We start from the raw sequence: 14,650 nt of genomic DNA, 5'->3' as shown, positions 1-14,650 counted from the left end.
GCGGTATTAACGCCTCAGACCTTTGGCGTACTCGACAAGCTGATCGACAACGATATTCCAGCCGATGAAGAAACCCATTTCCTCATGTGCCAGTCGGGCTTCTGGTGTACGGTGGCGGGCGATAGCCGTGTAGCGCGTTTTGTCGTTGTCCGCATCTTCCAGAAGCAGGATCGCCGTCATGAACGGATTTTCAGCAGGCTTCCAGTCTTCGCCGTAGGCATCGGTAAACACCAGCTTTTTACCGTCCACAATATCCAGCCAGACACCGTTATTACGCATTTCATTCCCGTCGACGTTAAACACCGTATTGAAACGTCCGCCAACCCGAAGATCTATGTCACAGGCCGTTACGCTATGAGGCCGGGGCACAAAGAACTGCCTGATATGCTGCGGCTGGGTCCAGCACTCCCAGACAAGCTGCCTGGGAACGTCAATAATGCGCTCTAGTTTTAAATCGGTTTCAGCATCCAGATTCATAGTATTTCCTCGGCGAGTGGGTACCCGTATAGCCTGGCTGAGGATCCTTTCTACGGCTAACTATTTTGCTGTTGTAGCTGCCGGGTACGCAGGCCGCTTAAGCCTACGGCCAGTAACGTCGTTCCGGCGGCCAGCCAAAGATTGAGGGTAATGGCCTGCGACTCAAACGAGGCGGCATTTCCGTAAATAGCCAGCACAATACCGACGATGGCCGCCCCGAGACACTGGCCGAAAGTTCGCATAATGGCCAGTATGCCTGAGGCGTAGCCGCTATTTTCTCGTGAGGCGTTAGCCATCATCTCCTTGTTATTAGGGCTCTGGAAAATACCGAAGCCAATGCCGCATACCAGGCTCCGTAAACCGATGTCCCATGCCTGAGCGTGGGCGGGCAACAGGGCTAAAAGTATCAGGCCAACCGCAAACACGCCTAAGCCTGTGGTGGCGATAAGCGCCGGCGAATGTTTGTCGGCCAGTCGTCCGGCCCGGGGCGCTGCGAGCATTATTCCCACAGGCCAGGGCGTAAAGAGCAGGGCCGATGCAAAGGCGCTGTAGCCATAAACGTTCTGGAATAAAAACGGCAGGGCGACAAATGTGATCCCTTGCCCGATAAACGAAATCAGAGACGTCAGGGCCGCCAGCGAAAATCGCGCGGAGGCGAACAGCGTCAGCGGCAGCAGGGGCTGAGCGGCGCGGCGTTCTCGCCAGATAAATGCCGCGCCCGCCAACAATGCCGTCAGGCTATAAGCCACCGCCTGGGCAATACCTCCGCTTTTAGTAAAGCTGTCGGCGGCCACGATCAGCGCGCCCAGCAGCAGAGCAGACAGAAACGCACCGGCGTAGTCAAAGGGCTTGGGATGGGTGGCCTTTTCCCCCGGCAGGACGCGGAGGCTGAGCCAAAGCGCCACAATGCCTAGCGGTAAATTAACCGCAAAAAGCCATTCCCAGCCTAAGGTCGAAAGAAGCGTTCCCCCAAGGAGCGGCGCTATGGCCGTACTGGTAGCGATTAAGAATGCGTTCAGACCGAGGATCCTGCCCAGCAGGCGGGTGGGGAAAACCGAACGCAGGATTGCCGGGGAAATGCTCAGTACCGCCGCGCCGCCGATGCCCTGCAATATCCGCATCAAAACCAACATCTCGAGCGAGGTGGAAAGCGCACAGCCCGCGGATGCCAGCGTAAACAGGCTCAGCCCAAAGACGAAAATTTGCCTGAATCCCAGCCGGGTCGCCAGCGCGGCAAAAATCGCCAGCGTCATGGCGGCGGCCAGCAGATAGCCATTCGCGACCCAAACCGCGTCGCTGGCGGAAACGTCGAGCGCACGGGCAATATTTGGCAGCGCGATGTTCACCATTGAGCCATCGAACACCGCCATTGTGACCGTCGTCATCACGGCAAGCATCGCCATCATACGCGGGCGGCCCGGCAGGCCCTCATCCCCCGGCTGGTTTGAAAATAATTCCATCGTTGTTCCTTCCCGCTGCGCGGTCATCAGTCTCAGGTTGTCAGTGCTGCAAATATAGTGATACTTAAAGAGAGGTGGAAGACGCATCATATGCAGATAATAGTTGCACCAGACGCCATATCTCTTTACAGGATGCCTGAATGAATGACCCCGATCTGAATTTGCTGCTGGCGCTGGATACATTTCTGGCGGAAGGCAGCGTGGCTGGCGCCGCGCGACGCCTCGGACTCAGCGCGTCGGCGATGAGCCGCACGCTGAGCCGCCTGCGGGCGGCAACCGGCGATCCGCTACTGGTCAGAGCGGGCAGAAATATGGTGCTGACGCCCTATGCCGAAGCGATTCGCGAGCGGGCGAGAAACGCGGCGCTGGAGGCTCGGGCTTTGCTGAGCCCGTCCACGGCAGAGCTAACGCTTTCGACCCTGGAATGCACGTTTATCCTCCGGGCCAACGATGGTTTTATCGAAGCCTTTGCGCCTGCGCTTATCACTGCAGCGGCGGCTGTAGCGCCTCGAGTGCAGCTGTGCTTCACCTCCAAACCTGAAAAAGGTCCCCGGCATCTGCGTGAGGGCCTGGTCGATCTCGAAATCGGAGTCGTGGGCGAAATGGGGCCAGAAATACGGCTCCAGGCGCTATTCCGCGATCGGTTTGTTGGCGTGGTCCGCGCCGGTCATCCTCTGGCCGCTCTGCCTGAGGTTACCGTCGAGCAGTATCTTTCGTACGGGCACGTGGTGGCCTCCCGGCGGATCCGGTCAACTCGCGGGCCTGTAGACGATGCCCTCGATGAAAGAGGGCTGACGCGCAAAATTGCCGCCATAGTGCCGTCATTTCCTGCGTCGCTAAAGGTCGCGCAGGCGTCCGATCTTATTGCGCTGGTGCCTGCTTCTTTCCTGCTGAATCAGCCGGTTTTGGCGGTTGAGGGAGAGAACGCGAGACTGGCAATGTTTGAACTGCCGGTGAAGACGAGAGCCATTACTGTGTCCCAAATGTGGCACCCGCGTTCAGAGGCAGACCTCGCGCACCGCTGGCTTCGGCAGCTGGTACTAAACATCTGCCGACAAAGGGTAGGCGATCTGTCTTCATAGGGGGAACGCCGCGTTTGTCCGCGATATTATTCGCATTAGCGAACGCTGGCGCAGGGTGATACTGGCGTTTATGATAAGGGCCACTCTGGCACCGTCCGGCATCAACACAGAAACGCATGGCTGCGGCACCGTCTGCGCGATGGGCTCGTTTCTTAAAATAAGGATGATTATGCCTTCAGCAGTTGGATTTGGCCGCATTGCAGCGACGTTGCCTGTCAAAAATATGCCTGCCGCACTGGCGTTTTACGTGGGCGTTTTAGGCTTCACGAAGCGTTTCGAGAACGGCGAACCCGTTGGGTTTGTCATTCTCCGGCAGGGGGAAAGCGAGCTGCATCTTACGCTCCAGCCTCAGCATAAGGCCGCACATTTTCCGGTGGCCCATCTTCTGGTTGATGACATCGGGGCGCTGTTTGCTCTCTGTCAGCAGGCAGGCGTCAGGATCGTGAAGGTGCTCCAGGATAAAGAGTATGGCCTGCGGACGTTTGTGTTTGCCGATCCCGATGGGAACCGGATAGACGTCGGGCAGAGAGTCGATAAGCCAGGTCCGGGGGAATAGCCTGAATCAGTCATAAAAAAAGCCGCTGCGGGAGACCGCCAGCGGCTTTTTAATGGGAGTGGATGTGCATCCCGGGCACGACTTGATGAATGAAAAACTACCATTCATTAACGATCATCACCGTATCTGCTGAAAGTTTTACTTTAGTCACTTTAGGCGGCATCGGCTTGGGGAGTATAGTCATTCTCACGTCGAAATTTCCGCTGACGGACGCCAGGGACATTTTGAAGGGAGTGAAAAGGCAAAGGGCCAGCAAAAGTTGTTTCATATTAATACAGTTTGTTTACTTTTATTTAAAATCAATCGATTGGTCAAAATTATATCATATATGATGCCGCCGAGGGAACGGCTGCCGCTTTATTAACACTTAAAGCGTGTTTCAGACTGAAAAGTTAAAATTCTATAAATACGATAATTCAATGATATTTAAGGCAAGAGGTGGTTTATATGAGGTTTACGTCGCTACTCGCCAGGCTGTGTCTGGCTTCCTCCCTGATCTGGTCGGGCACCCTGTGGGCCGCTACCGAGCAGGCAATGGACGCGAATTTAGATAAGTTATTCAGCTCGCATGAAAACTATCATGCGTTTTTTGATAATTTTAAAACGCAGATTGCCGCGCAGAATAAAGCGGAAGTGGCAAAGCTAATTTCCTATCCGATAAAGATCGCGCTGGCGGGTAAAAAAGTGCAGATCAAAACGCCGCAGCAGTTCATTAAAAACTATGACGCCATTTTTACGCCGGATCTAGTGGCGGTGGTTAACGCGCAGAAATATCAGGATCTTTTTGCGAATTATCAGGGGCTGGCGATCGGCAAAGGGCAGATTTGGTTCTCCGGTATTTGCCAGGATAATCAATGTAAAAAATCAACCGTGCTGGTTATTGGCATCAATAAATAGCGTGGGGCTGGCCGTCATTCACGGCCAGCTTATCAGACATTACAAGGCAGCCAGATAACGCCGGTAGTTATCCTCTATCGCTTTTAGCAACTCGCTATCTTCGCTCTGGTGGAGGAGCGCCGAGCGCTCAGTACCCAGATCAACGCTTTCACATTGCGGGTAATACGCGGCCCGCAGCGACGGTTTGATGGCGTTAAAATAAGCCGTCGTGGGCACCTCAAAGGCGGCGGCAATATGCAGGGCCGACGAATCACAGGTATAGACTTTACTGGCGTGACGAATAATGGCGATGTAGTCAGACGTTGTCCGGGAATGAGAAGAAAGATCGATGCACTGCGGGTGATCTATTTTTCCAAAGCCTGCCACGGGCAGACCGTGCTGCCGATAGATATGATCGACTAAATCAACCAGCACGGCAGCCGGGATATCGCGAAGCGGCGTGCTGGCGCGGTGATTGAACAGAACGTAACGACCCTGCAGGGGGGAAGTTTCCTCTGGCATTCCGTCGCGTAGCCAGCGGTTAGCTTTTATCTCTTCGGGTACCCTCTCAGGGGCAATCCCCAGGTGGCGTAAGAAGAAATCGTGCATTTCCTGAGTGGCGAAATCCTCCCGGAAAAGCTGGTTCCCCGCGTCAATCAGCGCATCATATCCCTCCAGTGAAGCCAGTTCCTGAGGCATGAAATGCAGCTCATCGATCACTTTCCCCGCTAGCCGGTAAATCTCTTCCACATAAGACTGGCAGGTGTGAGGGCGCAGTACCGTCAGATGAAGTTTGGGATTTATGGCTTTAATAGCGTGCAGCGCTGCAATCCCGATCAGCGAATCTCCGAGCGTGACGCCCATGCCGTTGATAATACAGAGCCGCTGGATCTGGCTATAGTCGAGAGAAAAGGGACGTAAAGCATAGTTATAAATGCCGGGCTGCCGTAAAGCCTGCAGATGAAGACTGCGCTTCAGCTCAAAAGGCAAAGATTCAAGATCGTAAGAGGCGACTAGCGTTTTATCATCCTGGAGCAAACTTCCGACAAAAGTTTGAAGCGTAGGGTTCATGGGGTTCCTGGGATCTGGCCAGCACGGCGTAGAATATCCCTCTCACCTTAATGAGATTCAACCTGCTGTCAATTTCCTGCCATCGTTTTTTCAGCAAACCACCGGCATATAAAACGCACTACCAGGGAATCAACCCCATTTCATGTAATGCACCCAGAATCAGCGCGATAGACATGCAGGCATCAAAGGGATTAGGCATCGTGTTTCACCTTTACACAGAGCGTCGCTGGTTAAATTATAGCCTGTTTTGTGTGCTATTCACGAGATGACAGCCAGTCCCGGGTATTAACTCAGCAACCCGGCGCCCACGTTGACGGAAAGTCCCAGAATCGCCAGGTTGAAGATAAAAGAGATAACTGACTGCAGCAGGGTTATTTTACGCATGCCGGTTGTGCCGGTTGCCACATCAGCTGTTTGTGCGGCCACGGCGATGGTGAAAGAGTAATAAAGGAAATCCCAGTAATCCGGGTCGTCTGGTTTATCAGGAAAGATCATCGGGGTGATCTCTTTGCGGCGATGTAAATAATGTTGATGTGCATAGTGCATCGCGAAAACACTGGGCAGCAATGTCCAGGAGACGACCAGCGTCATTGCCGTCAGTAAAATATGCAGCACAAGCGGGGTTCCGGACAAAGAACGCAGCGACGGAAGTTCGCTCATAATCGCCACGAGGCTGGCCATGCAGGCAAAGATAAGCAGGCTCAACACAAGCGCGGCGCTTTGATCCTGTACCCTGGCTATTCTCGGGATGTCGCAGACTTCCGTTCGCAGCATACGAAACCAGATAAAAATCAGGTAAAGCCAGGCCAAAACATTCCAGCCAATCAACAGCCGCTGCAGCGTGCCGAGCTGGGCGGGAAGGGCGAAGTAACAAGCGACGCCGGCAGCCACTGAAATCAATAACCGCAGGCGGGCGAACAGGTGAGTCCTTAACGAAAAGCTCATGGGGTGATTTATTCGACGAGAATTAGATAAGTTAACTGTAGACGAGGCTAAAGCCATGATGGTTTGCAAGGGCAGATAAGTAGCGATTTCTTGACCATCCATTTGCATTACCTGCGTGAATTCTGACGCACTGGGATGCTGTCAAAAAAGGAATACGGCTTAGACAATCTTCACTTCGCCAACTGAAAAGCTGTTGGGCGGTATCCTTTCCCTCCAGAGGATACCTTTATCCCTCACTGAAAACGCCAGAGCATAAAGTGCATTTCTGGCGTGGTTATCTCCGATGATTAATGCAATGCCTTCGCAATAGCGCTGAACATCAGCGAAGCTTCCAGCGGCTGGGCGCTGAACGACGGTTCCGCCTGCGGCCAGGTTGACCACTGGACGATCACCAGATTTTCCGCACGGTTGACCATGATCATCTGCCCATAAATCCCCAGCGCCCACATGGAGCCTTTCAGCGAATCCTGCGGCGTTGGTACCACGTTTTTAGCGTTGGCAGGCACTTCGTTATTCCACCACTGATAGCCATACAGCCCCTGTGGATGCGCCGCAGAGACGGAGTTTTTCGCTTTGTTCCAGTCGGCCGACTGTGCAACCCAGTTCTCCGGCAGAACCTGCTTACCGTTCGGCAGGCGGCCGTTGTTCAGCACGAATTCGCCGAAACGTCCCCAATCTTCCAGCGTGGCGTTAAAGCCGTGTGCGCCAACATCATGCAGGTTTTTGGTATAGGCATGCCATACACCATCGTTCGCCATACCGTACGGCCGCCAGATATTGTTCTCAAGGTAGGTAGCAAGCGTCATACCCGTTGCGCGCTCCAGCACATCGCCCAGCAGCCATGCACCGCCGGAGGAGTAAGACCACACTTCACCCGCAGGGTGGGCGCGTTTCAGACCAGAAACCAGCGAGCGGACGCAGTCATAGGTACCCGCGTGCGCTTCACACTGCGTGAGTTTGGCGAAGTCAGACTGCGGGTTGGCGTAATCTTCATTCCACGCCACGCCAGAGGTGTGTTGAATCAACTGTTTCAGCGTCACGCCGTTCCAGGCAGTGCCTTTCAAATCAGGTTCATACTGCGTGACCAGATCGTCCATTGAGTGGATTTTTCCCTCTTTTAAGGCCACACCCACGAGTGTAGACACCACCGATTTCCCCACAGAACGAGAGGTCCAGAGTGTGGTGTCGGTATTGCCTTCACCAAGATATTTCCAGGCAATTTTACCGTCCTTCAGTACCAGCATACCGCTGACGTTCTGGCGTTTAATATAATCCTGTAGCGTCCATAGTTTGCCGTTGACCTGATAGCGAGCCTGCGTCAGTGGTTTTTCAGCCATCGCTAACGGCACGGATTTGCCGTGGTGGAAAACATCGCCCTGATAATTACGGTAATCGTTACGAAAACCGATAACACGCTCGGCTTGATCCCAGCTCAGCATCGTTTTGGTATCGGGAAGTTTTGCATCAAAAGGGGCCGGGCAGGCGGTGAGTTCGGTGCCTTCACAAGCCGCCATTACGGGAGAGGATAGGAATGCACCAGCCACCAGACCTGCCAGAAGGCAGTACTTTGCAGGCAAGGATTTATGTTTATTAATCATAGCGTTCTCTATTTAAGTTAAACCCATAGACATGTTGTCCCGGCGGGATGACGGGATGGATGTAGTATAAAAATGACCGCACTATAATAAAAAACGCGTAATGGGGGATAATCCCCCATAAACACGACAAAAGGAGCCCAACGTGCCGTCTTTGTCTTACTCTTTTTCTCAACTTGAAGCCTTCACTGCCGTTGCGGAACACGGCAGCCTGATGAAAGCTGCGATGAAGCTGGAGAAAGATCGCACCACGCTGCGCGATCTTATCGATCTGCTGGAAGATAGCTTTGGCTACCCGCTGTTTGTCCGCCAGGGGCGATCGCTGCAGCTGACAGCAGAAGGCGAACAGCTTCATCGCCAGGCGCACCTGCTGTTGCGTCAGGCAAGAGCATTCGATCAGTTTGCTCGTCAGGTGCCGTCGACGGAGGTTCAGGAGCTGGGCGTCGCCTACGACCCCTTTACACCCCGCCGTTTTTTGAAGGCATTAATTACGCGGATGGCAACGCGGGGGATCCGTTTGAGTCTGAGATGCACCTCGCGCGCGGAAGGCGAAAAAGCGCTGACGAGCGGGGTGGTCGATCTGGGCTTCTTTCAGGCCAACAATCACAGCGTCGGCAGCGACATGGAGTGGCGTGCGCTCGGGTCCATCGACATGGATTTTTACGCCGCAGAGCCGCTGTTTGAAGAAGCCAAACGTCCGTGTTCACTGCTTGACCTTTCTTTGACGCCACAGGTGGTGATGCACTCCACAAGCGACGTACCAATGGCGCGGCGGCTGCAAATCTCCGGGAATATCATTGTGGCCAATGAGCTTGAAATGCTGCGTAGCCTGATGGAAGCCGGGTGTGGATGGGGATTTTTACCGACTCATTTTGAGGCGGTGCGTTGGAAAAATGTTATGGCGATTCCCACGGTGGTGGGCAATGAAGGTATTAGCCAGACTATGGTGACGATTTGGCGGCCGGGGAGCGAAAAGCGGATGCTGATCGATGATTCGCTGACCTGGTTATCTGCGCTGTGGCGAGAGGTGAGCACGCACAAGGAATGGGACGTGTAACTTTGAATAGTTCCGGCATCTGAGCCAGGCTCAGCGCTTAACGGTAAAGCAGTACCTAACGTAAGAAAAGGGAGGTATCTCAAAAATCACAATATGCTGATTGCCGTGGCGGCACCACAGAACCACCAAGTAATAGACCCATGGATTGAATTTAACTATTTTGCGACTGTCATTACCTTCGCTATGACCGTGTACTTGAGATCCCCAATAATGCGGATGCAGAGTATTTGAACAAACTTTATACCAAGAGGCCGGGGGAAGAAATCAGTCTGCCTCAGGCTAAAGGCTGGCCTATTAAAAATAATACCTGTAGTAATTTCCTGACCGGCAGTCTGTAGTGAAGGACGGTCAAGCCGTAGAAGGATGTGCGGCGTATTATCCGATCAGATGAATACTGACGTCATCCAACTTTCTCCGACCCGTTTATGCAGACAAAATCTGGTTAATGCTTTTCAGCCCGGCTCTGCGTAGTGCGGTATGTTTATAGCGACTAACCGTCCGGTAGGGGATCCCCATCTTACGCGCGATGAGCGCTAACCGGTCGCCGTTGAGCAGCGCGCCGAGAATATACCGTTCTTCCGGGAGGTAAAATCGGGCATTTCTGCGGATGTTTCCCCGGGAAGGATTAACCAGGGCTTGCCGAAGGACGCCGGTCAGCTTGAGCAGCGGCATGCTTTTATCGATCACGGCATAAAACCCGGCCGTTTGTAGCGCCCGGCTCAGGGCCACTGATTCGGCGTCCGTGAGCAAAACATACCTGCACGACGGGTAATAAGGCATGTTCAGCAGCTGCGGCAGAACATTGGCCCGAGGGTCAATGCCGCAGATAACCATATCTGGCTTCGATTCAATCATCAGTTCCAGAAAGTGTGGCAGAGTCTGGGGAGTGCCAATCACCTGGCTCTCTAATTCGCTTTCGCACAGGCCTGCCAGACCCAGAGTGGCATACCCGCAGGGGTCGAAGATTAAAGCGCGCGGGTTACTTTTCGCGGCAGCCTTACCTTCGGCTATATTTTTTTCCATAAGCTATTTCCAGCCAAATTAGCCGCTCTAAGACGAGCGGGAATATAAGTGCTTACAGGGTAATGAGGAAAAGATTAAGGGTGTATCAGCCGGCGCTGGATTGTGCGTAGGAATAAGATAGAAAGGGTGTAGGGAAAGTATGACAATGGCGACAATTGCTTAGGCGTGAAACTCCTATTACACTGATAATTAAAGCGAACTGACAACGTGACTTTGGCTTTTCTTCCCCAGTCCAACAGGATAATAAATGAAAAACGTACTGATTGTTGATGACCATCCTGTCGCCAGGCTGGCAGTAAGAATGGTGCTGGAGAAGGAAAACCTGACCGTTATTGCCGAAACTGATGATGGCCTGCAGGCCATTCAGCTGGTCAGGAAAAATGCCCCGGATTTGGTGATCGTCGATATTGATATTCCCTCAGTCAACGGCATTGACGTGGTGCAAAGAATGCGCCGCGACGGGTTTAGCGGCGGGATCCTGGTACTCACCGGCAAAGAGGGCGATCACTACATTCGCCGCTGTGCCAGCGCCGGCGCGGACGGGTTTGTCAGCAAAAAGAATAATCTTTCCGAACTCAGCGACGCCGTGCGCGCGATCCGCAGCGGCTATGGCTACTTCCCCCGGCATCTGGCCAGGAGTGATGTTGCCGCCGGTGATGCGGCGGCAGATAAAGACAAACTGGGCGATCTGTCGGCGAAGGAGCTGGATGTGCTGCGCCATTTGGCTAAAGGCGTCAAGGTGGTCGACATTGCCCGCCAGATGAACATCAGCGACAAAACCGTGAGTACCTATAAAAGCCGCCTGATGGCCAAGCTCGGCCTGAAAACGATGATCGAACTGTACGATTTTACCCAAAAACATAACCTGGACTGACGCCGTGATGCGCGCCTTGCTGCTTTGCTGTTTTTTATTGAGCTTGCCCCTGGGCGTCCTGCGGGCGGAAGAGCCGAAGTCAATGACGCTTCACAGCCGGGAAACCGTCGCCCCGCTGAAATTCACGCTAAGCGACAGCGACTGGCGCTGGTTAGGGGAAAAGCGCCTCGTCAATATCGCCATTTATCAGCCCGCCACCCCGCCGTTTAACATATCTCCGGACGAGCAGACCTACGAAGGCATCTCCGCCGACTACGTGCTGCTGGTGATGCGCTACCTGGGCGTGCGGTTTCAAATCCTGAATTACGCCAGCCGTGATGCGGCGCTGGATGCCGTGCGCCAGGGCAAGGTGGATATGCTGGTGGATGACGGCACCGGGCAGATAACTGCCCCGCAAGGGCTGGCGTACAGTCAGCCGTTTATTCCCGATCGCCCGGTGCTTGTTTCGCGCCAGGCAGACATTACCGCGCCGGTCACTCTGTCAAAAGGGGCTCGCATTGCGGTGGCGGAGAACTGCCAGTGCGAAGCCTGGGTCAAACAGCGCTATCCCGGCACCAGGGTGACGGTATTCCCGACGGCGCCAAACGGCATGTCCTCGGTGGCCTTCGGCGAAAATGATTACTACATCGGCGGCTTTACGCTGTCGAGCTTCCTGATAGAACGCAACTTCATTAACACGCTGTCCATCGTCGATATTTTGCCCGACAGAAGCAACGGCGCGCGCTTTATTTTCAAACAGGACAACAGCGTGCTGATGCGGGCGGTCAATACCGTGCTGGGGGCGCTTACGCCGGTGGAGCACAAGGTTATATTCCGCCACTGGAGCCAGGGGCCAAACCTGTGGCTTTTTGAATCCACGCTGCCGCTTAGCGAGCGCGAGACGCAGTGGCTGGCGCAGAACAAAGATCTGCGCGTGGTGATCAATCCGCTGGACGCGCCGTTTACTCAGCTAAATGCCCGGCAAGAGTTTCAGGGTATTGCCGCGGACGTGCTGCGGCTGATCCATCTGCGTACCGGGCTGAACTTCACCGCCGTGACGGCAGACAACATGCCGGATATGTTGGGCGCCGTGGCAAAGCACAGGGCCAGTCTGTTTGCCGCCGTCAGCTTCAGCCAGGATCGCGATAAACAGCTGCTATTGACGCGCCCCTATGTGCAGCCGGAGTTCGTGCTGGTCGTCAAAGAGAGTCCTGCCGCCCCGGCTAACATCAGCGGAGCCAAAACGGTGGCCATCACGCCGGACAACGTGCTGCGCGGGCAGCTTGAAAAGCAGTACCCACAGGTCCGGTTCATCGACGCGAAGAGCGCCAGCGTGGCGATGAAAATGGTGGCCGACGGCAAGGCTGATGGGGCGGTACATAACCTGATCGGCGCCCGCTACATGATTGAAAATGTCTTCCCGGGTCAGCTGAAAATTGCGGCGAGGGTCGCCGATAAACCCGCGCTGATTGGTTTTGCCGTCGGGCGCGACAGCCCTGAGCTTTACTCGATTTTGAACAAGGCGCTGGCGGATATCCCGCCACGCGACATCTCGCTTATTGTCAATAAATGGCAGACGACGCCCAACGTTAAGCTGAATACCTGGTCTGAGTACCGGCACGAATTCTACTGGCTGGCCGCCATCTTCTCGGCGCTGGTGCTCACCTCGCTGGTATGGGTGTATTACCTGCAGCGCGCCAACCGATCGCGCAAAGAGGCTCAGGCCCGGCTGCAGGAGCAGGCCACGTTTCTGGCAACGCTGTTTAACGGCACGGCGGTGCCGGTGTACGTCATCGGGCGAGATGGCCGCATTATCAACAGCAATGCTGCGTTTGCGCGCTTTTTTGACCTCATGCCGGGTAACCTTCTGCAGCAGCCGCTGAGCGAGGATAAACATCCGCTGGCTGCGGTCTGGCAGCAGCTTGAACCGGGGCTCGATTCTCCCGAAGGGCTGGCGGCCTCGCCTCAGCGTTTTCTGGTCAATAACGGCGCTGAAGCGCGGGCTATCCTGCACCAGGCCGTGGCCTTCCGGGATAAAAACCAGCGTATCGCCGGGCTGATATGCAGCTGGCAGGATATGACGGAACACGATCGGCTGCTGATGGAAACCTCCTGCTCCCGCGAACAGGCGGAGCAGGCCAACCGCAGTAAAAGCACCTTCCTCGCCACCATGAGCCATGAAATACGCACCCCAATTGCCGCCATTATTGGTTTACTGGAGCTGGCGGTTACCAGTAAAGGGCCGCGGGAGAACGAGGCCGAAGCCGTGCGCGTGGCTTACGAATCAGCCCAGTCGTTGCTGGGCCTGATTGGCGACATTCTGGATATGGCGAAAATCGAGTCCGGCAAACTTGAGCTTACCCCGGAATGGGTCCGGTTTGATTCTCTGGCCGCGCCGATTGTCAGAGTGTTTGAGGGCCTGGCGCGGCAGAAAGGGCTCCAGCTGAGCTGCCATGTCGATCCGCTCCATCCCGATGAAATTTGGATAGATCCGATGCGCCTGCGGCAGATCCTGTCCAATCTCGTCAGCAACGCGATTAAGTTTACGCCCCAGGGTTCGGTGGCCGTGCAGGTCAGCTGCCCGGCTGATGGCGGCCAGGGGCAGCTGGTCTTCTCCGTGTCGGACACCGGCATCGGCATTCCCCAGCCGGAACAGGCCACCATTTTTGACCCTTACGTCCAGTCAGAAGAGGGGAAAAAGCAGAGCGGCACCGGCCTCGGGCTGGCTATCTGCCAGCAGCTGGTCACCATGATGGGCGGGACCATTACCCTGCACAGCCAGGCCGGGAAGGGCACGCGGATCGAAGTTTGCGTGCCGGTTAACTACCGGGACGGCGAAGAGGTGCAGGCCGGTGAGAATGAGGCGCAGGCCAGCGTTCTGCCTCCGCTTAATATTCTGACGGTGGACGATCACCCGGCCAACCGCCTGCTGTTAAAACAGCAGCTTCTGCGCCTGGGGCATCGGGTCACCGAGGCTGAAAATGGGGCACAGGCGCTGGAACTGTACCAGGCCGGGGAATTTGAGCTCGTGATTACCGACTGCAGTATGCCGGTCATGGATGGCCTGGAACTCACCCACCGGCTCCGGGCCGGGCCGGGCAGCCCGCTGGTTATTCTTGGCCTGACAGCCAACGCTCAGCCGGAAGAGCGCAAACGCTGCATTGCAGCCGGAATGGATGACTGCCTGTTCAAACCGCTTCGGCTCCCGCAGCTTGAAGCGGTGTTAAACCGCATTCCCCGGCAGGAAACCAGTGCCCAGGCCGAGGCTCTCGAGCTGGAGATACTGGTAGATTTACCGGCGCTAAGGGCGCTGGCCAGTCATGACGCAGAGCTGCTCCGTGGGTTACTCAAAGCAACTTATGATGAAAACCAGCGTGACGCCGGTCGCGCCCGGCAGCAGCTGGAGCAAGGTGACCTGGAGGGGCTGGCGCAGAGCCTGCACCGCCTGGCGGGCAGCACCCGGATCGTCGGGGCGAACGACGTGGCTGAGGCGTGCCACGCCCTGGAACAGCGGTGTGCGAAAGAACCCGAGCGCGAAGCGATAAACGCAGGGTTTGAGGACGTGACTCAAAAACTTAGCGCTCTGAACCGGGCAATCGCCCGGTTTATCGGTATAGAAGCGGCGTAACGGTTCCTTGTTGGCCCGTTACGCCAG

General features: G+C 55.2%; 12 protein-coding genes. 6 read left to right on the top strand and 6 right to left on the bottom strand.

Going from position 1 to position 14,650, the window contains the following annotated elements; all coding sequences use genetic code 11:
- Positions 1-6: 6 nt before the first annotated feature.
- Both F3J28_RS06495 and F3J28_RS06490 read right to left on the bottom strand, forming a co-directional pair.
- Positions 7-477, bottom strand: a complete 471-nt coding sequence (locus F3J28_RS06495; protein WP_166873962.1) for an SRPBCC family protein — start codon at positions 475-477, stop codon at positions 7-9.
- A gap of 56 nt (positions 478-533) precedes the next feature.
- Complete coding sequence (locus F3J28_RS06490) at positions 534-1,937, bottom strand: MFS transporter (RefSeq protein ID WP_166873959.1); 1,404 nt, start codon at positions 1,935-1,937, stop codon at positions 534-536.
- 140 nt (positions 1,938-2,077) lie between these two features.
- Between F3J28_RS06490 and F3J28_RS06485 the strand changes: the two genes are divergently transcribed.
- The 3 genes from F3J28_RS06485 (at position 2,078) to F3J28_RS06475 (ending at position 4,472) form a co-directional block, all read left to right on the top strand.
- On the top strand, positions 2,078-3,019 hold the full coding sequence (locus F3J28_RS06485; RefSeq protein WP_166873956.1) for a LysR family transcriptional regulator: 942 nt from the start codon (positions 2,078-2,080) through the stop codon (positions 3,017-3,019).
- Between the two features lie 169 nt (positions 3,020-3,188).
- Complete coding sequence (locus F3J28_RS06480; RefSeq protein ID WP_166873953.1) at positions 3,189-3,575, top strand: VOC family protein; 387 nt, start codon at positions 3,189-3,191, stop codon at positions 3,573-3,575.
- 447 nt (positions 3,576-4,022) lie between these two features.
- Positions 4,023-4,472 (top strand): hypothetical protein, encoded by a 450-nt coding sequence (locus F3J28_RS06475; protein ID WP_166873950.1) that lies wholly within the window; start codon positions 4,023-4,025, stop codon positions 4,470-4,472.
- A gap of 39 nt (positions 4,473-4,511) precedes the next feature.
- On the opposite strand, the gene F3J28_RS06470 is transcribed toward F3J28_RS06475, so the two are convergent.
- The 3 genes from F3J28_RS06470 to F3J28_RS06460 all read right to left on the bottom strand — a co-directional run bounded on the left by F3J28_RS06470 (position 4,512) and on the right by F3J28_RS06460 (position 8,065).
- Positions 4,512-5,522, bottom strand: coding sequence for a glycosyltransferase family 9 protein (locus tag F3J28_RS06470; RefSeq protein WP_166873947.1), 1,011 nt, complete (start codon positions 5,520-5,522; stop codon positions 4,512-4,514).
- A 285-nt stretch (positions 5,523-5,807) separates the two neighbouring features.
- Positions 5,808-6,467: a DUF1345 domain-containing protein gene (locus F3J28_RS06465; protein WP_166873944.1), complete on the bottom strand. Its 660-nt coding sequence runs from the start codon at positions 6,465-6,467 to the stop codon at positions 5,808-5,810.
- Between the two features lie 287 nt (positions 6,468-6,754).
- Positions 6,755-8,065 (bottom strand): serine hydrolase domain-containing protein, encoded by a 1,311-nt coding sequence (locus tag F3J28_RS06460; protein WP_166873941.1) that lies wholly within the window; start codon positions 8,063-8,065, stop codon positions 6,755-6,757.
- A gap of 142 nt (positions 8,066-8,207) precedes the next feature.
- Between F3J28_RS06460 and F3J28_RS06455 the strand changes: the two genes are divergently transcribed.
- Entirely contained in the window at positions 8,208-9,119 is a 912-nt protein-coding gene (locus F3J28_RS06455; protein WP_166873938.1) for a LysR family transcriptional regulator, read from the top strand.
- 423 nt (positions 9,120-9,542) lie between these two features.
- Here the strand turns inward: F3J28_RS06455 and F3J28_RS06450 are convergent, their stop codons facing one another.
- On the bottom strand, positions 9,543-10,142 hold the full coding sequence (locus tag F3J28_RS06450; protein WP_166873935.1) for a helix-turn-helix domain-containing protein: 600 nt from the start codon (positions 10,140-10,142) through the stop codon (positions 9,543-9,545).
- A gap of 247 nt (positions 10,143-10,389) precedes the next feature.
- Between F3J28_RS06450 and F3J28_RS06445 the strand changes: the two genes are divergently transcribed.
- Positions 10,390-11,016: a response regulator gene (locus F3J28_RS06445; protein WP_166873932.1), complete on the top strand. Its 627-nt coding sequence runs from the start codon at positions 10,390-10,392 to the stop codon at positions 11,014-11,016.
- Between the two features lie 7 nt (positions 11,017-11,023).
- On the top strand, positions 11,024-14,623 hold the full coding sequence (locus F3J28_RS06440) for an ATP-binding protein (RefSeq protein WP_166874494.1): 3,600 nt from the start codon (positions 11,024-11,026) through the stop codon (positions 14,621-14,623).
- The last annotated feature ends 27 nt before the right edge of the window (positions 14,624-14,650 follow it).

The sequence above is a fragment of the Enterobacter sp. Ap-1006 genome (assembly GCF_011752835.1).
Taxonomy (GTDB): Bacteria; Pseudomonadota; Gammaproteobacteria; order Enterobacterales; family Enterobacteriaceae; genus Cedecea.
Note: the sequence above shows the minus strand (reverse complement) of the source record. Positions and strands in the feature narration are given on the sequence as shown.